We start from the raw sequence: 25,087 nt of genomic DNA on the forward strand, positions 1-25,087 counted from the left end.
GAAAGAGAGAAATGGCCGCATTTCCGAACAGGGCAAAAGTCGTTATCGTCGGCGTCGGCGGTATTGTGGGTGCATCGGTATCGCATCATCTGATCGAAAATGGCTGGGACGATATTGTCGGCATCGACAAATCCGGCATCCCGACCGATATCGGCTCGACCGCGCATGCGTCCGATTTCTGCTTTGCGACAAGCCATGATCTGCTGTCCTGCTGGACAACAATGTATTCCATCGATTTCTACGAAAAGATGGGCCATTACGCCCGCATCGGCGGGATCGAAGTCGCCCGTGTCGGCGATGATGCCCGCATGGCCGAACTCAAACGCCGCGTTGATTCCGGCAAGGCATTCGGAACCAAGGTCAAAATCATCAGCGCGTCCGAGGCCAAGGAAAAATTCCCCCTTCTCGAAGAAGACCAGATTCAGGGAGCGATGTGGGACCCGGATGCCGGCCTTGTCATCCCGCGCTCGCAAACCGTGGCGGGCAAGCTGATCGATCAGGGTGTCGAAAGCAACAAGCTCAAGATTTTTGCCAACACCTCCGCCCTTGAACTGATCACGGAAAATGGCCGCATCACGGGGGTCAAAACCGAACGCGGCACGATCCATGCCGATTATGTCGTCGTCTGTGCCGGGCTTTGGGGCCGCCTGATTGCCGAAATGGCGGGCGAAGACCTGCCGGTGATGCCGGTTGACCACCCGCTGACCTTCTTCGGGCCCTATAACGAATTTGCCGGAACCGGTGTTGAAATCGGCATGCCGCTTTTGCGCGATCAGGGGAATTCCGCCTATATGCGCGATACCGGCGATCCCAAAAGCACCGAGGGCGGCCAGATCGAATGGGGCTATTACTACGAAGAAAACCCGCGTCTGGTCCATCCGCGTGAAATCCTTGAAAAGGATCAGGCACGCCTGTCCCCGTCCCAGCGCGACCTTGAACTCGAAGACGTCATCGAACCGCTTGAACGCGCCATGGAACTGACCCCGATCCTGACCGAACTTGGCTTTAACGAAAGCCATTCCTTTAACGGTCTTCTGCAAACCTCGGCTGATGGCGGCCCCTCGATGGGCGAAAGCCAGAAGCTGCGCGGCCTTTGGTATGCGGTCGGCATCTGGATCAAGGACGGACCGGGCATGGGCAAACTGATTGCCGACTGGATGACCCATGGCCGCACCCATGTCGATCATCATGCGATTGATTTCGCCCGCTTCAATGAATTCCAGCTTGACGAGAAATACATTTACGACCGTTGCTGGGAAACCGCGAAAAAGATCTATAACCCGCCCGTCCACCCGCGCGAGCCATTTTCAAAAGCACGCGGCATTCGCCGCTCGCCATTTTACGAACGCGAAGTCGAACTTGGCGGCTATTTCATGGAACTGGGCGGCTGGGAACGTGCCCACGGTTATGCCGCCAACGAACATCTGCTGGAAAAATACGCCGACCGGGTGCCGGTGCGTGAAAACGAATGGGATACCCGTCATTTCTGGCGCGTTTCCAACGCCGAACAGCTCGCCATGAGTGACGATTGCGGCATCATCAACCTGTCGCACTTCCACATGACCGATATCGAAGGCCCGGATCATGTCGAACTCATGGAATGGCTCTGTGCGGCTAAAATCGGTGGGGATGCCAATATCGGCAAGGGCATCTATACCCACATGCTCGATGACGAGGGCATGGTCCGTGCCGACTTTACCGTCTTCCGCATGGCCGATCGCTGCCGTCTGGTCAATGGGGCGGATGCCGGCCCGCGCGACCTGATCTATATGCGCCGCATGGCACAGGACAAGGGCTGGGACGTCACCATCACCGACGTCACCGAAAAATTCACCACCATCGGTATCTGGGGCCCGAACGCCCGTGAAAACCTCAAAAAGGTTGTTGCCGCCCCCGAAGAACTCGATATCGAAAACTTCCCGTTTGCCGCCATCCGCCAGATCAGCATTGCCGGTAAAACCGTCACCGCATTCCGCATTTCCTATGTCGGGGAACAGGGGTGGGAGCTTCATATGCGCTACGAAGACGGTCTTGCCGTCTGGGATGCGCTGCGCGGCATTGGCGTGATGGCCGTGGGTGTTGAAACCTATGCCAACTCGCGCCGTCTGGAAAAATCACTGCGCCTGCAAAACGCCGACCTGCACACGCAATATAACCTGATCGAAGCCGCCCTTGCCCGCCCGAAGGTCAAAGAGGCCGATTTCCGTGGCAAGGCAAAGCATGTCGAATATCGCGAACGCGATCATCAACCGGCCATGCTCTGCACCCTTGTCATGACCGACAATGTGGATGCCAACGGGGTGGCGCGCTACCCGGTCGGCAATCTGCCGGTCATGGACCCGGACACCGGCAAAACCCTGATTGATGAGCTTGGCCGTCGCTCTTATACGACCTCCATCGCATTCGGCCCCAGCATCGGCAAAAACATCGCCCTTGCCTATCTGCCGTGGGACTATTGCCAGGAAGGCCGCAAACTGACCGTCTCCTATTTTGACGAAATCTATCCCGTCGAAGTCGTCGGCATCGGCTACAAACCGCTTTACGACCCGGAAAACCTCAAACCGCGCAGCTAACGCCCCACACCGCGGATAAAAAAGAACGGGGGCCACTGCTGGCTCCCGTTTTTCGTTTCAATCGGGTTAGTCCAAACCTCGCGGCTAGCTGGCCTTCGCCAGAACATCATGCGGATCAAGCACGAATTTCTTGGCCGCCCCCTGATCAAAGCTTTCATAGCCCTTCGCCGCATCGTCAAGCGAGATCACCTGCGCATTGACGATATCGGCAATCTTCAGGCGGTCATGCAGGATCGCCTGCATCAGTTGCCGATTATATTTGATCACCGGCGTCTGCCCGGTATGGAACGACTGCGCCTTGGCCCAGCCCAACCCGAAGCGCAATGACAGACTGCCCTGCCTGGCCGCATCATCGACCGCACCGGGATCTTCGGTCACATAAAGCCCCGGAATGCCGATGGAACCGGCCGCACGTGTGATTTCCATCATCTGGTTCAGGACAATGGCCGGCTGTTCGCCGCCACTATGCCCGCGGGCTTCAAACCCGACCGCATCGATGGCGCTGTCGACTTCCGGGCTTCCGGTGATCTCGGCAATCATTTCGCCCAGACGGTCACTTTGCGACAGATCGACCGCCTCAAAGCCCATCTTCGATGCATGCGCCAGACGTTCCTTGTTGAAATCACCCACCATCACGACGGCCGCACCCAGGATACGTGCTGATGCGGCGGCGGCCATCCCGACCGGCCCGGCACCGGCAACATACACGATGGACCCGACACCAACACCGGCCTGCACCGCACCGTGGAACCCGGTCGGCAGAATGTCGGACAGCATCGTCAGGTCACGGATTTTATCCATCGCCTGTTCACGGTCGGGGAATTTCAAAAGGTTGAAATCGGCATAGGGCACCATGACATAACGCGCCTGCCCACCAATCCAGCCACCCATATCGACATAGCCATAGGCACCCCCGGCCCGCGCCGGGTTCACCGTCAGGCACACACCGGTATCCTGCGATTTGCAGCACCGGCACCGCCCGCAGGCAACGTTGAACGGGACCGATACGATATCCCCGATCTCAAGCTGCTCGACGTCGCTGCCTTTCTCGATGATCTCGCCGGTGATTTCATGCCCCAGAACCAGCCCCGGCTCCGCAGTCGTGCGGCCGCGCACCATATGCTGGTCCGATCCGCAAATGTTGGTGCTGATCACCTTAAGAATGACGGCATGGTCAAGCTTCCGGCCATTCGGCGATGCCATCACCGGATCGGCAATATTCCTGACCTCGACCTTGCCGGGCCCGACATACACCACACCTCTGTTGCTGCTCATCTGCTTCCTCCTCCGATTATGTGACGCCGGAATTATTTCCCGGCCTTCCATTCCAATCAGCAGGCTCCTGCCCGGAAAACGGAGGACAAAAACCATCCTTTGATTGCAATTACGAAGGATAACAAAACCCGGAGGATATGGACTGAACGAATACGACGAATGGAGAGTACCATTGCGCATGGGGGAGGATGTGGTGGCACCCGCGGAGGGCACAAGCAAACACCCGGCACATCAATCACGAGAAGTTCGTCAAAGACTCCGTGACGGCCTCGGTTAAAGTGATGAACGCGAACCGGTTTGCCCTAGCGTAAGGGTTTGGGACTTTGGGATGGTTTGGATGGGGGCTTTGGGGCCCTGAATGAGGTTCCCCGGCCGGTTAGTTGGGGTGTTATGCGAAGAAATGAAACAAGACTTCGTGCAGCCTTACGACGCTTTAAGAATTTCTGGGGTCTGGACTCAATTGCACCAACACCTGATTGCGAACAACCGCACCCTGTTGAGAAAATTTTCTGCGTGCTTTTCGTATCGGACGATCAGTCGCCTCATGTCTTTCATGCGACAAAAGAAGCGTTCAACAAGGTTGCGTTTTGCATAGAGCCCGACATCATGCGGGATCGGATTGTTGGCGTTTGCTTTGGCCGGAATGACGGGTAATGCGCCTTCATCCTCGATTTCCCGCCGAATACGCGCACTGCCATAAGCCTTGTCTGCAACGATGGTCAGAGGCGGCTTCGACCAGTTCAGGAAACAGTCGATCATCTTGCTGTCGTGGAGCTGCCCACCACTGATGGCAAGGCGCAACGGACGACCCGATGCATCTACAGCGGCGTGAATTTTACTTGTCCTGCCGCCGCGTGAGCGTCCAATACCTTCTGCCAGTTCCCCTTTTTTGCCCCGGCCGCTGCGCGGTGAGCCTTCACAATCGAACTGTCGATAAAGACGAGAGCATCCTCGCATTCCGTTGCCAAAGTCTCGAATATCTCGCGCCAAATGCCACGCTCTCCCCATCGGATATACCGATTATAGACCGTGGTAGGCGGGCCATATCTTCCCGGAAGGTCCCGCCAGGGGGCGCCGGTTCGCAAAATGTAAAAGATGCCATTGAGAACGGTTCTGTCGTCGCGCCGCTTTGGACCTCGACCCTCAACCGGAAGCAGCGGGGCGATAATCGCCCATTCTTCATCGCTCAAATCAAATCGTGCCATGTGATAACTCCCTTTCCATAAGGGTGAATCACATTTCCAATATCAATTTCAAGCATTCCAATTGGGTTCAGACCCTAGATGAGTTCCACTAGCACGTTTTCTTCGCATCGTTTCTTGACACTGCCCCCCCCATTCGGTGCACTGGCTCCCTCAAAACCATCAATTTGAGCAGAGGCTCAGAACACAGAAAGTTCTTTGCGAAGTTCGCAGATGGCGTAAACCTAAGGACTGACACCACGGTATGATGCCTCGACCAATGTCTTTTACCCGCCTAGGCTGAAACGACATTTACATCCATAGAGTAGCTGCGGCGAGATATACGAAAGACAGATAATGACAGCCCTTGCGGTCATATCGTCTGGCCAGTCTTCGCCAGTGTTTGAGCTTGTCGAACGTCCGCTCGACAAGGTTTCTGCTCTTATAAATTTTCTTGTCGTACTCCCCCTGCTGCTTGCGATTGGATCTTGGTCGAATAACCGCAACAGCCTCCATGGTGGTGATGGTGTCCACTATTTCCTGACTGTGATCCCCCTTGTCCGCCAACACATGCGAAGGACGGAAACCTGCGATCAGTTCAAGACCTTTTGTACAATCGCTGCCCACCAATCAGGATCAAAAGCAAGGAACATCCCAGAGCATCGAAAATCTCTTCCCACAATTCGGCCTTGGTCCATCGCTTGAAACGCTTATGGACTGTTTTCCATTTGCCGTACCACTCTGGCAAGTCATGCCAGTGCGCACCAACGCAAAACCCAAAGCACGACATTGACAAACTGAAGATTGTTCTTTCCGCTGCGTCCCCAGTCCCCTCCTTACCGGGAATGGTGACTTCAACTCTCCGCCATTGCTCTGGGCTCAGTTCGTAGCGTTTCATCTCTTCTCCACTGACTGTTAAAACCGTCACAGTGAATCAAAATTGGTCCGCTTTGGGAATCCCATCAATTAAATGTCGGTTGGCCCTAGGGCATTAAATCTACCATGCTGAACTGCAACCTTTAGCTTCATCCAATCATGCTGCTATTCGCAATATTGTCCCGTTACTCAATGAGAAAGTGCAAGCAACATCGTGCGATCCAGAATTCTGAGTTTCGGTCCGGCGGCAATTGCGCCTGTTGCCTCTAGCTTTCGAAGCGAGCGCGAGAATGTTTCTGGCGTAATACCGATCCGGCTTGCGATCTGACGTTTTTCAGGAAAGTTCGTCTCGTCCTCGCCACCCAGATTCTCGCCACTTCTTTCTTCGAAATCGATCAGGAAAGACGCAATTCTCTGGATCGGTTTGGTGTGGCGAATTTTGAAAATTTCTTCGAGGAAGAATCGTTCCCACCGCAGAAGCCCGGCAAGGACTTCGGCCATGACATCGGGCGCACTGCGTAAAACGGAAAGATAGGTATCGCGCGGAATGGCGATGATCTCGCAATCTTCCATGACCTCGCATTCCACCGGATATGCCCGACCGGCCAACGAAACCGCTTCGGCGAATGCCCCCGGTTGGGTCAGGAAATGCATGACGGTTTCTTCGCCCTGCGGGGAAACCTTTACGAGGCGCAAGTGCCCGGAAAGCAGAACATAGAAGTTACGGGCAACATCACCGGCACGAAACAGATGTTCGCCGCGCGAATGGCATTCCACACGACATTTTGCCATCAGACTATCAAGCCGCGCCCCGCCAAGAGCAGACAGAAACGGGACCTGTCGGACGATATCGTAATCGATTTCAGACAGCGGTCTTGAACGCATCTTCACCCCCTTCCTTGGCATCATTCCCAGACAACCCGCACCAATCGGCCAGCATTTCCGCATCTGCAATCCGGATAATGTGACCATTGGCATGTTGCGAAACACCAATTTCAGAAAGTTTCTTAAGCGCGCGAGAGATCGTCTCGCTGGTCATTCCCAACTTGCGGGCCAAGGCAGACTTTTCAATGGTCAGGGGTGTTTCATGCACACCGTCAATCGGCACCGCATCTGCCAGGAAATAGATCGCCAGACGTTGTGCCGCCGACCGGCATTTAAGTTCTTCGGCCTGTCGCAACATCTGACACAACCGTTCTGTCATTGCCGACATCATGGTCAGTGCACGGTCGAAATGGGCCGCAAGAAAATCGGCAAAGCCAGCACCATCAATACGAACCGCTGTTGTTGCCTCCAAGGTACGAACCGACACCGCATAACAGCCATCGGGCACCAATGCGCATTCCCCGACAAGCTGACCATTCCCCAGAAGATCAATGACCCCGTCTTTACCGTCCTGATCATTGAAAGACAATTCGACATGCCCGTTCACAATCAGATAAAGCGCTGACGCCGGTTCATCTGCCGAAATCATCATTGTATCAGTGTCAAACCTGACCCATTGGCATAGGGATGCCAGTTCAAGGATATCTTCCTGCGGCCAGGTTCGGAAATAGTTCGCAAAGCGAAGAACACCGGAAATGCGTTCGACATCATTCATCACAGCATCGTCCATTGTAGAAAAAAGGGAAGATTGCATTTACTGGAATAACTCTAACATCAGCCCAGATGATCAAGTTTGTTCCAGATCAATTTTGATCGGAAAACGCTTATCGGCGCGAGAACTGCCTTAGCCCTTCGACATCAAGGATGCTCATCCTTGTATCCCGGGCAATAAATCCGTCGTCTTCAAGTTTGCGCAATGCACGTGAGAATGTTTCCGGGGTGACACCGATCCGGTTTGCAATGACATGCTTGGGTACGATTTCCGCATCATCAGACTGCGAGAGCAAAAATCCGGCAAGGCGCTGCGATGGGCTTCGCTGACGCAAATCATTGAGCTCCCTGTAGAAAAACCGTTCCCTCTCGATCAATGACTGCATCATCCGACCAATCATCGCCTTGTCATTCCTCAGGCGATTGACCAGTTGCAGCCTGCTGATTGCGATGATCTGGCTGCCCGGATCGCATTCGGCAGATACCGGATACTCTTGCCCGGAAAGGACCACAGCCTCGGCAAAAGACTCGCCTGCTGAAACAAGATGAAAAAGGGCGACACGCCCGTCACCGAGAATTCGAAACAGACGCACCTGCCCCTTGATGACAATAAAGAACTGTTCGGCGGGCTCCCCCTCGCTAAACAGCAATTCACGGCCGTTATAAATCACAACGGTCGCACCATTTGTCATCGATACGATTTCATCGCGCGAGAAGGCAGAAAGAACTGCCACCTTCGACATCAGACTGAAATCCGCATCATTCAGGTTACGGCGTGACATGATCGGCTCCAAACTCTGTCCGAGCTGACTGCGATGGTTGACAACTGCTTTTGCGATGATGTCGACCGCAATTCACATGATCGGCCAACAGCGAAGACAACTCCCACCACGTGCCAACCGGTGCGAGCATGCCGACTTTCTCATCAGACCGGAAATTAACAGAAGCCGGAATATCAATGCGGCAATGCGCCCCATCCCCCGTCATAAGGGGAACAAAAAGGGCATTTCTGCACCTTGTCATGTTTCGCCAGTTGGCGAGAGACGGTTGGCCATCAATCTGGACATTGTAGATTTCGTCGTGATCAAGATGGTGCGAAAGTATCGCTCGCAACTGCTGCATTTCGGGCGACGGGCAGATGTCCTGCTTCTGCCCGTGAGCCACCAGAAAAATTGCCTTTTTATCCTTTTGATTTCCACCGGCCTTTAATCGCTGGTCAATTCGTGCCGCCAACATGCGGTCATATCCAGACAAATGTCCTGCGAATGGCAAAAGTGCCTCCGCTTCCAACCGGGCATCGGCAACAAGTTCGGACAGTTCCGCCACCAAACCGGCGCCCGGCGTAAAGAACAGGGGAAAGACAAGCACGTCAGACGCCGAATTCCGCGTCATGACCTTCAACACATTTCCCGCTGATGGCGTTGATCGCAAAAATGAAAGGCGGATGTCGAAATGCGGTAACTGACGTTGCAGATGCGCGGAAAACATCCCGCCGGGCACTGCACCAGTTCGTCGCGTTCCATGCGCGACAATCATCAAAACCGGATCGCAGACGGACATAACCATTCCCCTGTTTCACTCTCTCTGAACGCATTTTGCGGGCTTTTCCCCCAAGCGTATTGACTCCCGTCAAGAGTGGAACGGCTCAAAACCACAATGTTCATATGGTTATTTGATCATCATCAAGGCTGGCTCGCGTCGAAAGATCAAATCTCCGCAACCGGGAGCGAAGGCTTTCATTTTCCTAATGGAGGGACGCATGAAACTCACAACTCGGCTGAGACGGTCGGCAGCGCCGCTTGCACTTGGTTTCGGCCTTATCTTTGCCTCGGTGGCAATCGCCCAGGAAAAACATCCTGAAAGCGAAAGCACCTATGAACCCAGTCTCGAGTCACTTCCGACTGATGGGTCACAGCCTGGCGCACACGAAGGTGTGCCAACGATGACGGCCGATGAATTCAATCAGGGCCGTAAGATTTTCTTTGAACGTTGCGCAGGTTGCCACGGCGTGTTGCGCAATGGTGCAACCGGCCCTGCCCTGACAACGGACCGCACCCGCGATCTTGGTTATGACTATCTGCATGACTTCATTACCTATGGATCGCCAGCTGGTATGCCAAACTGGGGAACCTCCGGAGATTTGACAGAAGAGCAAATCGACATCATGGCGCGATATGTCATGCAGGATCCGCCTCAACCGCCAGAATGGGGCATGGCCGCGATGAAAGAAAGCTGGAAAGTCATTGTTCCAGTCGACCAGCGCCCGACCCAAAAAATGAATGATCTCGATATCGAGAATCTGTTCTCGGTCACACTCCGTGATGCGGGTCAGATCGCACTGATCGACGGCCACGACTACAAGATCAAATATGTCATCGACACTGGATATGCCGTTCATATTTCACGTGTATCCGCGTCCGGGCGCTACCTCATGGTTATCGGTCGCGATGCAAAAATCGATATGATCGACCTATGGATGAAGGATCCCGAGATCGTTGCAACGATCAAAGTTGGTTTGGAAGCTCGTTCAGTCGAAACTTCTAAAATGAAAGGTTGGGAGGATCGTTACGCGATTGCGGGCTCATACTGGCCACCACAATTCACAATTATGGATGGCGAAACGCTTGAGCCACTTAAAATCGTCTCTACTCGCGGCATGACATATGATGAACAGGAATATCACCCTGAGCCTCGCGTTGCCGCGATTGTGTCCTCACATTACAACCCGGAATTTGTCGTTAACGTTAAGGAAACCGGCAAGGTACTTCTGGTAAATTACGAAGATCTCGACGCCTTGCAAGTCACTTCAATCAGTGCCGAACGGTTTCTCCATGACGGTGGTTTTGATTCATCCGGTCGATATTTCATGGTTGCCGCCAATGCTCGTGACACAGTCGCCGTTATAGATACCAAAGAACGTAAACTGACCAAACTTGTCGAGGTCGGCACAACCCCGCATCCGGGTCGCGGGGCGAACTTCATCCACCCGGAACTCGGTCCGGTCTGGGCAACCAGTCATCTTGGCGATGACACCATTGCATTGATCGGTACCGATCCGGAAAAACATCCGGAAAATGCGTGGAAAATGGCGGCATCCATTGACGGGCTCGGTGGCGGTTCACTGTTTATCAAAACCCACCCGAATTCGAAAAACCTTTGGGTTGATGCGCCGCTGAACTCGGATGCCGAAATTTATCATTCGGTTGGTGTCCTTGACATCAACAACCTTGATGCCGGTGTTGAAACACTGCCGATTGCCGAATGGGCCGATCTGGGCGACGAAGGTGCCCAGCGCGTCGTTCAGGGTGAATATAACAAACAGGGCACTGAAATCTGGTTCTCTGTCTGGAACGGCAAAGCTGAAAAGTCAGCCATTGTGATTGTTGATGACAAAACCCGGAAGCTCAAGAAGGTCATCAAAGATGATCGCCTTGTGACCCCGACGGGCAAATTCAACATCTACAACACCCAACACGACATCTACTGATCTGCAGAACCGGAGGCCATACACGGCCTCCGGACTTCCCGCATTTGAAACCTTGCCAAAACAGGGGAAAAGCCATGCAAAAATCCGGGCGTATTTATCTTGTCGGAGCCGGGCCAGGCGATCCTGAATTGCTGACCATCAAGGCAGCACGCCTTCTCGACCGCGCGGATGCCGTTATCTATGACCGGCTTGTCTCCGATGAAATACTTGAACTGGCCAACCCGTTTGCAGAACGCGTTTATGTCGGAAAATCCACAGGATCCCACAGCCTGAAGCAGTCCGAAATCAATACGCTTCTGGTTCACATGGCCAGAAAACATTGCCACATCGTTCGTCTGAAGGGCGGGGATCCGTATATTTTCGGACGCGGGGGTGAAGAGGCCGAATGGCTCAGCCTGCATGATGTTCCGTTTGAAGTTGTTCCCGGAATTACAGCCGCCGCAGGATGCATGGCACAACTTAATCTACCGCTGACCCATCGCGGTCTGGCAACCAGTGTACGTTTTGTCACCGGTCACATGCAGGCAGACGCAGAACCCCATCACGACTGGCGTTCTTTGGCCGATCCGGACACTACGCTTGCGATTTACATGGGGGTCAAAACCATGCCGGTAATCGCGGGCAAACTGCTTGAACATGGGCTGCCCACCGATACGCCGGTGATGATTATCGAAAATGGTTCAACACCGGATCAAAGACATTTCCGCAGCACATTGGGCAATGTCTGTGACGACCTGAACCGGCTGGATTTTGATCCGCCCTGCATGATCGTCATTGGCCGCGTCATTTCACTGGCGGATCGACTATCACTGCCCGAGGCCGAACTTCTATCCGAAAGCCGGTTTGACCAAAACGCAGCACCCGACTTCCCCGATGGGGGTCTACGTTATGCCCATACTGCGTAATTCCCTCGTGATCCTGATCACCACGCTCGCTTTGGCGGGGACCTATTCAGTAAGTGCGGAAAACGCGACTTCTTCCCGAAGCCCCCATGCGCTGGAGCAAATGGTGCGTCAGGATTGCGGTTCCTGTCATGGCCTAACGTTTAAGGGAGGTCTGGGATCGCCCCTTTTACCGGAAAGCCTTGCGGCTTACAGCGTCGAGAATTTGACAACCATCATCCTCGACGGATTGCCCGGGACAGCCATGCCGCCCTGGCGCGCAATCGTGACACCCGACGAGGCCACGTGGATGGCCCGCTATCTGAAAACAGGAGAACCCGAATGATGCGCATTGCATTTTCGGCCCGCATTCCTTCCACCGCGTTACAGGCAACCCGCAACCTTTTGGTTGTTGGGGGCATTTTGCTTTTGGCGGGCTGCGCAAACATCTCATCCGTTCGCGGGACGGCTGATCTGGCAACCGTCGTTGCCCGAGCAACTGGCGAAGTTGCCATCCTTGACACCAGCACCCGGCAATTTATCGGGATCGTTGAAGGCCTTGGCGATCTGTCACATGCGTCGATCGTCTATTCCCGGGACGGACGGTTCGCATTCGTCTTTGGCCGCGACGGGGGATTGACCAAGGTAGACATTCTTAAACATGAGGTTGTCGTTAGGACCTTGCAAGCGGGCAACAGTATTGGCGGAGCCATCAGCCAGGACGGCAGACTGGTGGCGGTTGCCAATTACGAACCCGGCGGTGTCCGCGTTTTCGATAGTGAAACCCTCGAACTGCTGTCCGATATTCCTGCAACCATTGACGGCAGTTCGGATCGTTCAAAAGTCATCGGGCTGGTTGATGCGCCGGGGAACCGGTTTGTTTTCAGCCTTTGGGATTCCGACGAAATCTGGATAGCCGACTTCTCAACCAGCAACGAGCCAAAAATCAACCGCTACAAAGATATCGGAACACAGCCCTACGATGCGCTGATCACATCTGATGGTCGTTATTACATTGCCGGTCTGTTTGGCGAAGACGGCATGGCATTGCTTGATCTTTGGCATCCGGAAAATGGCGTGCGCCGCATCCTTGATCATTACGGCATGGGCCAAGAACGCTTACCCGTTTACAAAATGCCCCATCTTGAAGGCTGGGCGATTGCGGGGAAACGCGCATTTGTACCCGCAATCGGTCGCCACGAAGTTCTCGTGATTGACACCGAAAACTGGCAGCAGATCGGACGTATTCCCGTCCATGGACAGCCCGTTTTCGTCATGGCCCATCCCGATAACAGGCATGTCTGGGTCAATTTCTCGGTCCCGGATTACGACATGGTCCAGATAATCGACACGGAAAATCTGGCAATCGTCGGAGAACTGAAACCCGGCACCGGTGTCCTGCATATGGAATTCAGTCCACGTGGCGATCAGATCTGGTTGTCGGTGCGCGATGACAACAAGGTCGTTGGATACAATCCCTACACGCTCCAGCCGATTGCCGAACTTCCGCTCCCCAGTCCCAGCGGCATTTTCATGTCTGACCGTGCCGGTCGGATCGGGTTGTAGGAGGCCATCATGAGCACCGAACTCACCCGCCTTCAGACCCGGCTGATCGAACATTTTCAGCGCGGATTTCCGACGACGCCACGCCCGTTTGAAACCATCGCCAGTGAACTGGGCACCAACGAAGACACGGTGATTTCCGCCATTTCCGATTTGAAGGACAAAGGTTATCTCGACCGGATTGGCGCGACCTATGCGACCGGGCGCGCAGGGGCATCAAGCCTTGCGGCGATTGAAGTTCCAGATGATCAGCTTGAAAAAATTGCCGCCCAAGTCAGCCACTTTACCGAAATCAATCACAATTACGAACGCGAAGATAAACTCAATCTATGGTTCGTCGTGACCACCGCCGATCAGGCCAGTCTGGACACGACAATCAAGGCAATCGAAACCAAAACCGGCTTACCGGTATATCGGATGCCGATGATCGAACATTACCGTCTCGATTTGGGATTTGCGTTGAAATGGAACTGAGCAATCTTCAACACCGGCTGATCGAAAGACTGCGCGACGGCTTGCCACTTGGCAAACATCCATATGCCGACATCGCCAATGACCTCGGAGCGACCGAGGAAACGGTGATCGAAACGCTTGAACAGCTTATCGCCCACAAGGTTATCAACCGCTTTGGCATGATCATCCGTCATCGCGCACTTGGTTATCAGGCCAATGCGATGTGCGTTTTCGATATCGGTGATGATGCGGCACCCGAAATTGGCAAGGCGATGGCAGCCCTTCCCTATGTCACATTGTGTTATCGCCGGGAACGGGTTGCCGGGGTTTGGCCATACAATCTTTATTGCATGATCCATGGTCGAGACCGGCTGACAGTTCGGGCACAAATCCGCCACCTGATTGCGCGTCTGGAACTGCATGATGCGCCCCACAAGGTTCTTTTCAGCAAGCAATGCTTCACCCAGCGGGCGGGCAAATATGGCGCCCCGAGGGCATCCGTATCCTTGCCGGCGCCAACGGAAACTCGCCCAATTCCCGATGAAGTCAGGGAAATATCATGAACAAGCTTGAACGCGACCTGATCAACAATATGCAGGGTGGTTTTCCGATCTGCGCGCACCCGTTCCAGGTGCTGGCCGAACGTCTTGGTTATGACGAACAAACCGTCATTGACGGTGTCAAAAGGCTGATCGCGGACGGATATGTCAGCCGGTTTGGGCCGCTTTACAACACGGAAAGACTTGGTGGTGCTGTAACCCTTGCCGCGATTGCAGTCCCACCTGATCGCTTTGACGAGGTCGCGGAACAGGTCAACGCATGCGAGGAAGTCGCCCACAATTACGCCCGTGAAGATGTTCTTAACATGTGGTTTGTGATCCTTGCCGAGGATGAAGAAGCGCTTCAGGACGTCATAAAGCGGATCGAAAACACAACCGGGCTTGGGGTTCTGAGCTTCCCAAAGGAACAGGAATACTTCCTTGAATTGCATCTGGAGGTTCCCGAAAAATGATTTCCTTTCTGAACCAACCAGAACTACCGGAACTTGACGAAATCGATCATGCCCTGATCCGTGCGACGCAAACCGGATTGCCTTTAAGTCCCACACCATACGGGGATATCGCGTTGGGCCTTGGACTTGGCCCGGATGAAGTTGAACAGCGCTTGCAACGTTTGCTTGATGTTGGCGTCATTCGGCGTATCGGCATCATCCCCAACCATTATCGGCTGGGTTATCGCGCCAATGGCATGAGCGTTTGGGACATCGACGATAAAACCGTTGATGACATGGGCGAGATGATCGGAAAGCTGGATTTCGTATCGCACTGCTATCGCAGGCCGCGCCACCTGCCCGATTGGCCATTCAACCTGTTTGCCATGGTCCACGGAACAACACGCGAAACGGTCGAGGCCAAGGTCGAAGATATCCGCAACCGTTTGGGCGGGAATGTCCGCTACCATCGCATTCTATACAGCAACCGTATCCTGAAAAAAACCGGCCTGCGTTGGCGCAAAAGCGGAGAAAAGAAATGTTGCGGTTAAGCCAGTATATCCGTGCTGCAATCGATATTGCCGAGAATGGCACAGCACCCGTTACGAACCCCCGCAAACATGCCCCGCTTTCCAACCGCGGACCTGTCGTTATCTGGAACCTGATCCGGCGGTGCAACCTGACATGCAGACATTGCTATGCCTCTGCCGTTGATAAGGATTTTCCCGGTGAGCTAACGACAAAACAGGTTTTCCATACCATGGAAAACCTGCGTGATTTCAATGTTCCGGTGTTGATCCTGTCGGGGGGCGAACCGCTTATGCGACCCGATATTTTTGATATTTCGGCCTATGCCAAAGAACTTGGTTTCTATGTCGCGCTGTCGAGCAACGGGACCCTGATTGATGATAGAAACATCGATCAGATTGCCGCCGCCGACTATGACTATGTCGGCATCAGTCTGGATGGGCTTGGCGCAACACATGATTATTTCCGTCGTCTTGAAGGCGGTTTTGATCTTGCCCTTCGCGGGGCAAAACTGTGCCGCGATGCCGGTTTGCCGGTTGGCATCCGTTTCACCATGACCCGCGAAAATTATCAGGACCTTCCTGGTCTTCTGGACCTTGTTGAACAGGAAAAGATCGACAAGTTCTATTTCTCGCATCTGAACTATGCCGGTCGCGGCAATCACAACCGCAAGGATCACGCATTTTATAATATGACCCGCGAAGCGTTGTTGATGATGTTTTCCCGCTGCGAAGCAGATGTCAAAGCAGGCATCGCGCGCGACTACGTGACAGGCAACAACGATGCCGACGGGGTTTTCCTGAAATTCTGGATTGACGAACATTACCCCGCAGCATCCAGCCAGATCGGTAAAATGCTGCAACGCTGGGGCGGGAATGCATCGGGTGTCAATGTTGCCAATATCGATAATCTGGGCAATGTCCATCCCGATACCATGTGGTGGCAGCACACATTGGGCAATGTCCTGAAACGTCCGTTTTCGGAAATCTGGCAGGATATCAGTGATCCCTTGATGGCCGGGTTAAAACAGCGTCCCCGTCTCGTTCACGGACGCTGCGGCGAATGCCGGTATCGCGACATTTGCGGCGGCAATACGCGAACGCGCGCCTATCAGTTGACCGGCGATCCTTGGGCCGAAGATCCGGGCTGTTATCTTGATGATGCCGAACTTGGCATTATTGGCGAACATAACCGTCTTGAAACCGTTCCATTTTCCGCGACCAGACGCCACGGTCAGGTGGAGGTCACATCATGATCCCCATCGTTAAGCCTGTTCTAGCCAGGATTTGCCTTGGAACGGTATTGGTATCCGGTTTGATCAGTACAACGAACGCGTTTGGCCAAACCGCACTCTCTTCCGCGCAGATTGCCGATGCCAATGCGTTATATGCAACGCATTGTGCTGCCTGTCACAATGGTGACCGGTTGGGCGGCATGGGCCCGGCGCTTTTGCCCGAAAGCCTTGAAAAATTGCGGGGCAATGGCATTTCGGATGTCATCCGCGATGGCCGCGCGGCAACGCAGATGCCGGCCTTTGGCGAAACCCTTGCCGCAACGGAAATCACCCTTCTAGCGGACTGGTTGCGCCAACCGATGGACAGGTCACCGGAATGGGGCATGTCCGAAATCGTCCAAAGTCACGACGTTTTCATCGATCCGGCGGAACTGCCCGACAAACCGAAATTCAAAAGTGATCCTCTAAACCTGTTCACAATTGTCGAGGCGGGCGATCATCACGTCACGATCCTTGATGGTGACACGTTCGAACCCCTTGATCGTTTTCCAACCCGCTTTGCCTTGCATGGCGGGGCAAAATATTCACCGGACGGTCGGTTTGTCTATCTGGCGTCGCGTGATGGATGGGTCCAGATGTATGACCTTTATTCCCTGCAAACCGTTGCTGAAATCCGGGTCGGCCTGAATACGCGAAATGTGGCGGTATCCGATGACGGCCGATATGTGATGGCGGGCAACATGCTGCCGCACAATCTGGTTCTGCTGGATGCACGGGATCTGACACCAATACGCGAGTTCGCCGTTATCGGTGATGATGGCAAATCATCGCGTGTTTCGGCGGTCTATACCGCCCCTCCGCGCCATAGCTTTATCGTCGCCCTGAAAGACCTGCCCGAAGTTTGGGAAATTTCCTATGCCGATGATCCACGTCCGGTCTATCCCGGTTTCGTTCATAACTACGAAGCCAATATGGTCGAAGCACTGGACGTTCAGAACGGCCCATTTCCGGTAAGGCGTATTCATCTTGGTGATGGTCTGGATGATTTCTTTTTCGATCAGGATTATCGCCACCTGATCGGGGCGGCCCGCAATGGCCGCGATGGACAGGTGATCAATCTGAATGTCGGCCGAAAGGTGGCCGACATTGCCTTGGAAGGTATGCCCCATCTTGGTTCGGGCATCACCTTTAACTATCAGGGCCATTCGGTGCTGGCGACACCGCACCTGAAAGATTCCAAAATCAGTGTGATCGACATGGAAAGCTGGAAAACAATCAAAACCATCGAAACAAAAGGCCCCGGTTTTTTCACGCGCAGCCATGACAACACGCCTTATGCCTGGGTCGATGTATTCTTTGGCCCGGACAAGGACGTGGTCCATATCATCGATAAACGCACACTCGAAATCGTCAAAACGCTCCGCCCGGAACCCGGCAAGGTGGCCGCCCATGTGGAGTTTGATCGCAGCGGCAAACACGCGCTGCTGTCGATCTGGGACGATGACGGCGCAATCATCGTTTACGATGCCCAAACATTCGAAGAAATCAAACGCATCCCGATGAAAAAGCCGGTTGGCAAATATAATGTTTACAACAAAGTCACCTATTCTGCCGGCACCAGTCACTAACACCAGATCAGCCGCCACGCGATGATTTAGCCATCTTGTGGCGGCGTGAAGATACGCCCTAGTGGCTTGACAAAATCACCGCCCCCTGTGCGGCCAGAACACCGGCAAAAATCACAATAAGAAAGGCAACAAACAATCCATGCCATCCGGCCGCGGATGGCCCAAGCCCAAGATAGTATCGCAAGATCAACCATGCCTTAAAGCTACCCACAGCCATAATAATTGTGGCTGACACCAGACCAAGCATCGTGGCTGTGCGTTCTTCTCCCACAAGCGCAAGGACCAGTGACAGGATGGTCGTGCTGGTTGCGATCAGCCAGACCAGAATTGCTGTTCGCATCGATAAAGCCTGCGTGTCGCAAGATTTGCCAACATTCCTTACGACATCATCGGATTTCGCACTGATGGTACAATGATGGTCCATGATTACCTCATCGCAACAGATAGATCACAGGAAAGACCAGCACCCAAACCATATCGATCATATGCCAGAAGGCGGCACCGGTTTCGATGTTGGTTAAATTGGGCCAAATGGAAACAATCCCCAAAAGACCAAGCCCCATCACCACATGCAGCGCATGAAAACCGGTGATGAGATAGTAAAGCGTGAAGAACGTACTGCTTTCCAAACCGATCCCGGCATCGATTTTACTGCTATATTCCAGCAGTTTTATGATCAGGAAAGCGATACCCAGAATTGCAGTTGCCGCCATCCAGCCCCGACACCGCAAAACAGCATTTTGGCGTATGGCATGAACGGCGAACACCGCGAACAGACCGCTTGTCAGTAAAACAACCGTATTAAGCCCGCCCATAACACGATCAAGACGCAGTTGATCCGCCGCAAACGCAGACGGGTCGCCAATTCTTGCCGCGGAAAATGTCAGCAGAAAAGCCCCGAAAACAGCCAACTCCGACAGGATCAGGACCCACATCAACGGATGCCCGGGCAAGGCTTCAAGCCCGCCCCAGGCATCAGCCCCGGCAGAAGAAGTTACCGATACACTGTGCTGATCACTTTCATTCGCGGTCGAGCTATCATGTTGTGCCATATTTTCCTGACGAGCTTGCATATTATCACCCGTTTTCAAGATACAAGCTGGCGATAGATACGTGGTAAGGCCGCCGGAAGGTTTTCCAGCTTGCTGACAATTGCGTGCCCGCCTGCCCCAAAGATATAGGGGAAGTAATCCTGTGCCCTTTGATCGACCGTTACACCGAAAAGGCCAAGCCCTGCCTTTCGGCATTCACGTACCGCACGGCGGCTATCCTCTATGCCGTAGCGACCTTCGTAATGGTCGATATCATTTGGCTTGCCATCCGTGATTACCAGCATCAACCGGTGTTGGTGCGGTCGATCCCCCAACAGCTTTCCAACATGGCGGATGGCAGCCCCCAACCGCGTGTAATACCCTGGACGGAGCTTCTGTATCCGGTCCTGCGTAGAACGTGACCATTCCTCGTCGAAGTTCTTGATCGCGTTAATACGCACCCAATCCCGACGACGTGATGTAAAGCTGAAGATACCAAACTCGTCCCCACATGCGTCCAGCCCACCAGCCAGCACCGAAAGCGCCTGCTTTTCAACATCGAGAACCCGTTGATCCTGTATCCAGGCATCGGTCGACAATGATACATCGACCAGTACCGCAACCGACAAATCGCGTGCCCGTCGAACCGTGTTCAGATACAGCCTGTCGCTGAGTTCTCCACTGCCTTTCTGGTCACAGCGGGCGCGCACCAATGCTTCGAGATCAAGCTCGCTTCCATCACTTTGCGCGCGCAGAATTTCATGGCGCGGCCGAAACGCTTCGAATTGGCGGCGAACCTGGCGGATTTGTCGCCGTTCGGTTTCACCCGGATGCCAGACATCACACTCACTGACTTTTTCATCACCGGATTGCATGACGACTTTGCAGAAATCCGGGCGATACGATTGATGACGGTAATCCCATTCCGGATAGGTCCATTCACCAATCACACGCCCTTCATCGGCTTCGCGGGGCGGCAGGTCCAGATCGAAACGCAATTTGGTTGCCGCTTTGCGTTTGCAGTCGGAAATTTCCATTTCGTCGAGCTCGTCGGCCGCTTTTTTCGCGTCCTGCTCGTCCTCGTCATCCATCGGCCGATTGACATTGACCATCTCGGCTATCGAAAGGATTTTTTCAAACCGGTTTAACGCCAGCGGATCATTGCGACCAGCCTGATCATTCTTGCGTCGGCGAGCGCGTTTTTTACGTTCCTGACTGCCGTCTGACGAATTTCCATCCTCGTCCGTGTCGGTATTGGCAACACGACCAGCCGTTCCGGAACACATGGCTTCCCCCCAAAGTGGAACGGGAAGGAATGGCGAATAACGATGCGATTGCAAACCCGCAACACTGACCATCGCAGCAATATCAACACCTGTGCCGACGGCGTTAACAACGGGCCACAAATCATTTTCATCCTGTTGCCCTACACCCATAAGAATCCGCAGAACGCATTCTTCAACCTGTTGTTCGACACGGGGCAAAGGACGCACCGGCCGCAACACAAGAAACGCATCATACAGGCGTTGACGCAAACCGATGATGCCGGGGAAATGGCGACATACATCTTGATCGGTTTGCCGTGCCCGGGAAAGTCGCATGATATCGACCAATAAGGGGCTTTGCGCAACGTCCAGCGAAATGGCTTGTGGGACCGAAACCGCGAACCATGCCATCAGCCAGATATAAAAATCACGGTTAAGATCACGGGACGGAAACAGTGAAATGGACGCGGGCAGCTTTACCGATGCCTCGTTCATTTCGGCCATCGTAATCTGTTCATCCACCAGACCAATCCGTTGCCGCCAGCGTAGCCGATGCCCCGAAACCCGTCTATCAATCTGGGCAAATTCCAACGCCGGGTCGCCACCAAGGGTGCGAAAAATCACCGGCAAATGACCGCGCAATTCAGCAAACGTGATCGCGTGTTCAACATGATCGCGATAGCTTTCCTGATTGCGTGATGCAATCCGGTGCCAGATCATGCCGACCTGTTCTTCGAATTCCAGAAAATCGAAACTCATCATCGCCTCCCGGCTGTCAGCCCCGGATAATCCCGATGGCCTCGCGAAGGCCCGCCTTGATATCCGCATCATCCGACAGCGGTTCGATAATGGCCCCATTGATGGCGTCATCAAATGCAACATTGGCCATCAAAAGCGTCGCGCCATAGACCAGCAACCGGGTTGAAACAGCTTCTTCAAGATCAATACCGGTAAGCTTGCGAATATTGCCCGCAATGCGCACCAGAAGGGCTGCGCGTTCAACATCGATCCCGGTTTCACGCATGATGACCGCTTTTTCGGTTTCCGCGTCCGGAAAGTCGAACTCGACCGCCAGAAAACGTTGCCGGGTCGATGGTTTAAGCTGCTTCAGAAGGTTCTGGTAGCCGGGGTTATAGGACACCACCAGCATGAAATTGGCAGGAGCTTCAAGCATCTCGCCCGTCCGGTCCAGCGGCAACAGACGCCGATCATCCGTCAACGGATGAAGCACCACCGTCACGTCCTTGCGCGCCTCGACCACCTCATCAAGATAACAGATACCACCGTGGCGGACCGCGCGCGTCAACGGGCCATCCACCCAAACGGTTTCCCCACCTTTGATCAGATAGCGCCCCATCAGATCCGCCGCCGTCAGATCGTCATGGCAGGAAACGGTATAAAGCGGAACGCCCAGCTTTGCAGCCATATGGGATACAAAACGTGTTTTCCCGCAACCGGTCGGTCCCTTTAACAACAAGGGCAGATGCTGCTGCCAGGCTGTTTCAAACAGTTGCTGTTCGTTGCCGGTAGACTGATAATAAGGAACGTCTTTCTGGGCGAGTACGTCTTTAAGAGCGGTCTGCATTTGAATGCTCCTTGGAAAATGGAGAGGCCGAAAATGACAACGACCGGTCGCGGGAACCAACCGGTCGTTGTCCGCCATGTGTCGTCATGGAAGAGAGCATGAAATCGAACACACAGACTTGATTGCCGTCATTCGGCAGGCTGACGTGCCCCGGCGGTTACGCGTGCATCACGTGGTGCCACCACCAGTGACCAGATAATCATGGTGACACCGATCAGCACGACAACACCCGATCCCAAGCGCATCCAGTAGAACAGGGCAACCTGGTCCTGGACTTCCATGTAATTCATTCCCAGAACACGTTGCAGATGGGTCTGTACGACACCCGCAAATGTCAGGGTAAAGGTCATGAAGGCCATCGCACTGGTCGTGATCCAGAAGCCCCACATATTGAGCTGCTGGTTATAAGGTTCACGCCCGCGAAGATAAGGCAGCGCATAGGTAAAGATTGCCAGATTAAGCATCACATAGGCCCCGTAGAAAGCCAGATGTCCATGTGCTGCGGTAATCTGAGTCCCGTGGGTGTAGTAATTGATCGACGACAGGGTATGCATGAAGCCCCATACGCCAGCGCCAAAGAACGCCATGACCGAACAGCCCAGCGACCAAAGCAGGGCCGCCTTGTTCGGATGATCGCGCCCCCCTTTCCACACCATGTAGAAACAAAAAACGACCATGGCAAAGAACGGGACGACCTCAAGCGTGGAAAACACATTGCCGATCCACTGCCAATATCCCGGGGTTCCGATCCAGTAATAGTGATGGCCGGTACCCAGAATGCCGGTAAACAGCGAAAGTGAAACCATGACATAAAGCCATTTTTCAACGACTTCGCGATCAACACCCGTCATTTTGATCATCAGAAACGCCAGGATCGACGCCATGATCAGTTCCCATACGCCTTCAACCCAAAGATGCACGACATACCACCAGTACATCTTGTCCACCGCAAGGTTGGACGGATTATAGAACGCAAACAGGAACAGCAACGCGACGAACCAAAGGGCAACCATCAGTACGTTTGATACTGCGGTTTTCCGGCCCTTAAGCAGTGTCAGCGTCGTGTTGTAAAGGAACATCAGCGCCACGACGACAATGCCGACCTTGATCGGCAATGGCTGTTCAAGAAATTCACGCCCTTCGTGATAGCCAAGGATGTATCCGACAACTGCAGCAGCGGTTGCCGCCATGAACAGCCAGAACTGGATGATCGCCAGTTTCGGGCTGTGCAGTTCGGTTTCGCATTCTTCGGGCAGCAAATAGTAAGCAGCTCCGAAATATCCCATCAACAACCAGACGATCAGGGCATTGGTGTGGATCATGCGAATGACGTTGAACGGCAATAGTTCGGACAAGACGTTTGGAAAAACATAGACAGTGCCCGCCACCACGCCGAACAGAATCTGGGCTGCGAACAATGTCAGCGCGCCGTATATGTAATACAGCGCAACCTTTTGCGATTGATATTTCATTGTAGCCTCGTTTCCATCAGCACCGGATTATCCCGCCTCGTTCGGCGGCCAGTTCTGGGTGTCGATTTCACTGGTCCATTTCAGGAAGTCGACAAGCTCATCGAGCTCCTGATCTGTAAGGTTGAATTGCGGCATCTGGCGGCGGCCTTCGATGCCTGTGGGCTGTGCGGCCATCCATGCCTTAAGCATATCGCGCGCACCTTCCGGATCATCTTCACCGCCATACCGCACCCAGACATTGCCAAGTTCAGGTGCGAAATAGGCACCCTCGCCCAAAAGCGTATGGCAGTTGATGCATGAATTGCGTTCCCAGACATGCTTGCCCGCGACAACCGATGGCGTCAGCTGATCCTGATTGCTGGACTCGTTGACGATATAGTTGTGACTGTGCAAGGTCAGTCCGATAAAGATGACCAGAAAGAAGATCGTTCCGCCGTAGAAGATGTTTCGGGCGGCAGATTTTGTCAGTCGTTCCGACATGTGAACGGATCCTCACTCCGATTGGCAGTTCAATGCCGCTCTGTCCCCAAAACGGCGTCATGCAATCATTTCCCGACTGGACGTTTCCCACCTTGACTACCGTCAAACGAAAAAAGCCCCGCACAATGGCGGGGCAGGTGAGGTCGGAAATGCACGGCAGGAAGGATAAGGCAAACCGCGTCAGGCTATTCAAAACGCGGAAACAGTATTTCATTCTCAAGATGGATATGTGCCACCAGATCTTCGACCAGCTTGGCCGTACCGGAATAAAGCGCCCGCCATGAACCACAGACACCGTCGGGCAACGTGAAATTGTTGGTCAGCTTTTGCAGTTTATGGATGGCTTCGGCATGCTCGTCATGTTCTTCGCGCATGCAATGGATCGGCATGATCAGGGGAATTGTGCTGGCACTGTTGCGTTGCATTTCGCGCATCGCCGGAAACAGAACCATTTCCTCTTTCGCCATATGAGAATCAAGCTTCTCCGTCATTTCAAACAGCGCGTCGGCCAATCCCGCCGGGGCGTCCGGATGATCTCCGTGAACGGCCTCGACCTTCCGGGCAAGCAGGATGAGTTCGGCCAGTTCATCACGATGGGTCTGATGATACCGATCCAGAATAAAATCGATGAAGCCATCGATATCATTTGGATGCGGCAAGGTCAGTGGCCCCTTGGGCAAATCGCACAATTCACGGGCAATCAGACCGGCATCCAATCCTTTCGCACCGGCGACCTCGTCCAGCGACTTGTTGCTTGAACAGCAAAATCCGATTTTATGGCGTCGCAAAACCAAGGTTGCCCCCGGAAAGCTTGCGACCAGATCGCCGATCTTGCGATGGACCAGATTTGCTGAATTGGCAGGCTCCTGATCATGTGTGAAATCGGATTGCATGCTGGCAGACCTCCATCCCCGGAATTGATCCAACCAAGTTTAGGCACCTTCCCAAAAGTCACGTTGACGATGGTCAAGTAGCCCCGCGTGGAATT

The 25,087-nt window shown here is 53.8% G+C and carries 26 protein-coding genes; 11 read left to right on the forward strand and 15 right to left on the reverse strand.

The window, feature by feature from the left end; genetic code table 11:
• The first annotated feature begins 11 nt into the window (after positions 1-11).
• A complete protein-coding gene (locus P8T57_RS02985; protein WP_341364526.1) occupies positions 12-2,573 on the forward strand; it encodes an FAD-dependent oxidoreductase in 2,562 nt (853 codons plus the stop codon).
• 84 nt (positions 2,574-2,657) lie between these two features.
• Here the strand turns inward: P8T57_RS02985 and fdhA are convergent, their stop codons facing one another.
• The 8 genes from fdhA to P8T57_RS03025 form a co-directional block, all read right to left on the reverse strand.
• On the reverse strand, positions 2,658-3,848 hold the full coding sequence (gene fdhA, locus P8T57_RS02990) for a formaldehyde dehydrogenase, glutathione-independent (RefSeq protein ID WP_063092663.1): 1,191 nt from the start codon (positions 3,846-3,848) through the stop codon (positions 2,658-2,660).
• A 456-nt stretch (positions 3,849-4,304) separates the two neighbouring features.
• Positions 4,305-4,838, reverse strand: coding sequence for an IS5 family transposase (locus P8T57_RS02995; RefSeq protein WP_341364527.1), 534 nt, complete (start codon positions 4,836-4,838; stop codon positions 4,305-4,307).
• Positions 4,839-5,341: 503 nt separating this feature from the next.
• Positions 5,342-5,656 carry a transposase gene (locus P8T57_RS03000; RefSeq protein ID WP_341365358.1) on the reverse strand — a complete coding sequence of 105 codons (315 nt, stop codon included), beginning with the start codon at positions 5,654-5,656 and terminating at the stop codon, positions 5,342-5,344.
• The gene (locus tag P8T57_RS03005) at positions 5,628-5,927 is read right to left on the reverse strand and encodes a transposase (protein WP_341364528.1); all 300 of its coding nucleotides are present in this window, start codon (positions 5,925-5,927) and stop codon (positions 5,628-5,630) included. Before P8T57_RS03005 ends, P8T57_RS03000 begins: the two co-directional genes overlap by 29 nt.
• A 167-nt stretch (positions 5,928-6,094) precedes the next feature.
• A complete protein-coding gene (locus P8T57_RS03010) occupies positions 6,095-6,790 on the reverse strand; it encodes a Crp/Fnr family transcriptional regulator (RefSeq protein ID WP_341364529.1) in 696 nt (231 codons plus the stop codon).
• Complete coding sequence (locus tag P8T57_RS03015) at positions 6,768-7,505, reverse strand: Crp/Fnr family transcriptional regulator (RefSeq protein ID WP_341364530.1); 738 nt, start codon at positions 7,503-7,505, stop codon at positions 6,768-6,770. The genes P8T57_RS03010 and P8T57_RS03015 overlap by 23 nt, the downstream gene beginning before the upstream one ends.
• Positions 7,506-7,614: 109 nt before the next feature.
• Positions 7,615-8,283 (reverse strand): Crp/Fnr family transcriptional regulator, encoded by a 669-nt coding sequence (locus tag P8T57_RS03020; protein WP_341364531.1) that lies wholly within the window; start codon positions 8,281-8,283, stop codon positions 7,615-7,617.
• Entirely contained in the window at positions 8,270-9,061 is a 792-nt protein-coding gene (locus tag P8T57_RS03025; RefSeq protein ID WP_341364532.1) for a hypothetical protein, read from the reverse strand. The genes P8T57_RS03020 and P8T57_RS03025 overlap by 14 nt, the downstream gene beginning before the upstream one ends.
• Before the next feature lie 199 nt (positions 9,062-9,260).
• On the opposite strand from P8T57_RS03025, the gene P8T57_RS03030 reads away from it, so the two are divergent.
• From P8T57_RS03030 to P8T57_RS03075, 10 genes are all read left to right on the forward strand, one after another.
• Positions 9,261-10,988, forward strand: a complete 1,728-nt coding sequence (locus P8T57_RS03030) for a nitrite reductase (protein ID WP_110252677.1) — start codon at positions 9,261-9,263, stop codon at positions 10,986-10,988.
• A 74-nt stretch (positions 10,989-11,062) separates the two neighbouring features.
• Positions 11,063-11,893 (forward strand): uroporphyrinogen-III C-methyltransferase, encoded by an 831-nt coding sequence (cobA, locus tag P8T57_RS03035; RefSeq protein ID WP_007089814.1) that lies wholly within the window; start codon positions 11,063-11,065, stop codon positions 11,891-11,893.
• A complete protein-coding gene (locus P8T57_RS03040) occupies positions 11,877-12,215 on the forward strand; it encodes a cytochrome c (RefSeq protein WP_341364533.1) in 339 nt (112 codons plus the stop codon). Before cobA ends, P8T57_RS03040 begins: the two co-directional genes overlap by 17 nt.
• Positions 12,212-13,435: a cytochrome D1 domain-containing protein gene (locus P8T57_RS03045; protein ID WP_341364534.1), complete on the forward strand. Its 1,224-nt coding sequence runs from the start codon at positions 12,212-12,214 to the stop codon at positions 13,433-13,435. Before P8T57_RS03040 ends, P8T57_RS03045 begins: the two co-directional genes overlap by 4 nt.
• Before the next feature lie 9 nt (positions 13,436-13,444).
• Positions 13,445-13,906 carry an Lrp/AsnC family transcriptional regulator gene (locus tag P8T57_RS03050; protein WP_110252679.1) on the forward strand — a complete coding sequence of 154 codons (462 nt, stop codon included), beginning with the start codon at positions 13,445-13,447 and terminating at the stop codon, positions 13,904-13,906.
• The gene (locus P8T57_RS03055) at positions 13,897-14,448 is read left to right on the forward strand and encodes an AsnC family protein (RefSeq protein ID WP_341364535.1); all 552 of its coding nucleotides are present in this window, start codon (positions 13,897-13,899) and stop codon (positions 14,446-14,448) included. The genes P8T57_RS03050 and P8T57_RS03055 overlap by 10 nt, the downstream gene beginning before the upstream one ends.
• On the forward strand, positions 14,445-14,897 hold the full coding sequence (locus P8T57_RS03060) for an Lrp/AsnC family transcriptional regulator (protein WP_110252681.1): 453 nt from the start codon (positions 14,445-14,447) through the stop codon (positions 14,895-14,897). The genes P8T57_RS03055 and P8T57_RS03060 overlap by 4 nt, the downstream gene beginning before the upstream one ends.
• Positions 14,894-15,427: an Lrp/AsnC family transcriptional regulator gene (locus P8T57_RS03065; protein ID WP_341364536.1), complete on the forward strand. Its 534-nt coding sequence runs from the start codon at positions 14,894-14,896 to the stop codon at positions 15,425-15,427. The genes P8T57_RS03060 and P8T57_RS03065 overlap by 4 nt, the downstream gene beginning before the upstream one ends.
• A complete protein-coding gene (gene nirJ, locus P8T57_RS03070; protein WP_341364537.1) occupies positions 15,415-16,659 on the forward strand; it encodes a heme d1 biosynthesis radical SAM protein NirJ in 1,245 nt (414 codons plus the stop codon). The genes P8T57_RS03065 and nirJ overlap by 13 nt, the downstream gene beginning before the upstream one ends.
• Positions 16,656-18,266, forward strand: coding sequence for a cytochrome D1 domain-containing protein (locus P8T57_RS03075; protein WP_341364538.1), 1,611 nt, complete (start codon positions 16,656-16,658; stop codon positions 18,264-18,266). Before nirJ ends, P8T57_RS03075 begins: the two co-directional genes overlap by 4 nt.
• Before the next feature lie 58 nt (positions 18,267-18,324).
• Here the strand turns inward: P8T57_RS03075 and P8T57_RS03080 are convergent, their stop codons facing one another.
• From P8T57_RS03080 to P8T57_RS03110, 7 genes are all read right to left on the reverse strand, one after another.
• Positions 18,325-18,606 carry a hypothetical protein gene (locus tag P8T57_RS03080; RefSeq protein ID WP_341364539.1) on the reverse strand — a complete coding sequence of 94 codons (282 nt, stop codon included), beginning with the start codon at positions 18,604-18,606 and terminating at the stop codon, positions 18,325-18,327.
• Between the two features lie 91 nt (positions 18,607-18,697).
• Complete coding sequence (locus P8T57_RS03085; protein ID WP_110252802.1) at positions 18,698-19,318, reverse strand: cytochrome c oxidase subunit 3 family protein; 621 nt, start codon at positions 19,316-19,318, stop codon at positions 18,698-18,700.
• Between the two features lie 35 nt (positions 19,319-19,353).
• The gene (locus tag P8T57_RS03090) at positions 19,354-21,324 is read right to left on the reverse strand and encodes a VWA domain-containing protein (protein WP_341364540.1); all 1,971 of its coding nucleotides are present in this window, start codon (positions 21,322-21,324) and stop codon (positions 19,354-19,356) included.
• 13 nt (positions 21,325-21,337) lie between these two features.
• A complete protein-coding gene (locus P8T57_RS03095; RefSeq protein ID WP_341364541.1) occupies positions 21,338-22,147 on the reverse strand; it encodes a CbbQ/NirQ/NorQ/GpvN family protein in 810 nt (269 codons plus the stop codon).
• 128 nt (positions 22,148-22,275) lie between these two features.
• On the reverse strand, positions 22,276-23,619 hold the full coding sequence (locus P8T57_RS03100; RefSeq protein WP_110252688.1) for a cbb3-type cytochrome c oxidase subunit I: 1,344 nt from the start codon (positions 23,617-23,619) through the stop codon (positions 22,276-22,278).
• 27 nt (positions 23,620-23,646) lie between these two features.
• The gene (locus tag P8T57_RS03105; protein ID WP_007089828.1) at positions 23,647-24,099 is read right to left on the reverse strand and encodes a cytochrome c; all 453 of its coding nucleotides are present in this window, start codon (positions 24,097-24,099) and stop codon (positions 23,647-23,649) included.
• A gap of 185 nt (positions 24,100-24,284) precedes the next feature.
• Entirely contained in the window at positions 24,285-24,992 is a 708-nt protein-coding gene (locus tag P8T57_RS03110; protein WP_341364542.1) for a DUF542 domain-containing protein, read from the reverse strand.
• Positions 24,993-25,087 lie beyond the last annotated feature (95 nt).

The sequence above is a fragment of the Thalassospira sp. SN3W genome, from assembly GCF_038070535.1.
GTDB classification, from domain to species: Bacteria; Pseudomonadota; Alphaproteobacteria; order Rhodospirillales; family Thalassospiraceae; genus Thalassospira; species Thalassospira xiamenensis.

Coding starts and splice junctions, on each gene's coding strand:
- P8T57_RS02985 (WP_341364526.1), top strand. CDS start 12: ATGGCCGCATTTCCGAACAGGGCAAAAGTCGTTATCGTCGGCGTCGGC.
- fdhA (WP_063092663.1), bottom strand. CDS start 3,848: ATGAGCAGCAACAGAGGTGTGGTGTATGTCGGGCCCGGCAAGGTCGAG.
- P8T57_RS03005 (WP_341364528.1), bottom strand. CDS start 5,927: ATGAAACGCTACGAACTGAGCCCAGAGCAATGGCGGAGAGTTGAAGTC.
- P8T57_RS03010 (WP_341364529.1), bottom strand. CDS start 6,790: ATGCGTTCAAGACCGCTGTCTGAAATCGATTACGATATCGTCCGACAG.
- P8T57_RS03015 (WP_341364530.1), bottom strand. CDS start 7,505: ATGAATGATGTCGAACGCATTTCCGGTGTTCTTCGCTTTGCGAACTAT.
- P8T57_RS03020 (WP_341364531.1), bottom strand. CDS start 8,283: ATGTCACGCCGTAACCTGAATGATGCGGATTTCAGTCTGATGTCGAAG.
- P8T57_RS03025 (WP_341364532.1), bottom strand. CDS start 9,061: ATGTCCGTCTGCGATCCGGTTTTGATGATTGTCGCGCATGGAACGCGA.
- P8T57_RS03030 (WP_110252677.1), top strand. CDS start 9,261: ATGAAACTCACAACTCGGCTGAGACGGTCGGCAGCGCCGCTTGCACTT.
- cobA (WP_007089814.1), top strand. CDS start 11,063: ATGCAAAAATCCGGGCGTATTTATCTTGTCGGAGCCGGGCCAGGCGAT.
- P8T57_RS03040 (WP_341364533.1), top strand. CDS start 11,877: ATGCCCATACTGCGTAATTCCCTCGTGATCCTGATCACCACGCTCGCT.
- P8T57_RS03045 (WP_341364534.1), top strand. CDS start 12,212: ATGATGCGCATTGCATTTTCGGCCCGCATTCCTTCCACCGCGTTACAG.
- P8T57_RS03050 (WP_110252679.1), top strand. CDS start 13,445: ATGAGCACCGAACTCACCCGCCTTCAGACCCGGCTGATCGAACATTTT.
- P8T57_RS03055 (WP_341364535.1), top strand. CDS start 13,897: ATGGAACTGAGCAATCTTCAACACCGGCTGATCGAAAGACTGCGCGAC.
- P8T57_RS03060 (WP_110252681.1), top strand. CDS start 14,445: ATGAACAAGCTTGAACGCGACCTGATCAACAATATGCAGGGTGGTTTT.
- P8T57_RS03065 (WP_341364536.1), top strand. CDS start 14,894: ATGATTTCCTTTCTGAACCAACCAGAACTACCGGAACTTGACGAAATC.
- nirJ (WP_341364537.1), top strand. CDS start 15,415: ATGTTGCGGTTAAGCCAGTATATCCGTGCTGCAATCGATATTGCCGAG.
- P8T57_RS03075 (WP_341364538.1), top strand. CDS start 16,656: ATGATCCCCATCGTTAAGCCTGTTCTAGCCAGGATTTGCCTTGGAACG.
- P8T57_RS03080 (WP_341364539.1), bottom strand. CDS start 18,606: ATGCGAACAGCAATTCTGGTCTGGCTGATCGCAACCAGCACGACCATC.
- P8T57_RS03085 (WP_110252802.1), bottom strand. CDS start 19,318: ATGGCACAACATGATAGCTCGACCGCGAATGAAAGTGATCAGCACAGT.
- P8T57_RS03090 (WP_341364540.1), bottom strand. CDS start 21,324: ATGATGAGTTTCGATTTTCTGGAATTCGAAGAACAGGTCGGCATGATC.
- P8T57_RS03095 (WP_341364541.1), bottom strand. CDS start 22,147: ATGCAGACCGCTCTTAAAGACGTACTCGCCCAGAAAGACGTTCCTTAT.
- P8T57_RS03100 (WP_110252688.1), bottom strand. CDS start 23,619: ATGAAATATCAATCGCAAAAGGTTGCGCTGTATTACATATACGGCGCG.
- P8T57_RS03105 (WP_007089828.1), bottom strand. CDS start 24,099: ATGTCGGAACGACTGACAAAATCTGCCGCCCGAAACATCTTCTACGGC.
- P8T57_RS03110 (WP_341364542.1), bottom strand. CDS start 24,992: ATGCAATCCGATTTCACACATGATCAGGAGCCTGCCAATTCAGCAAAT.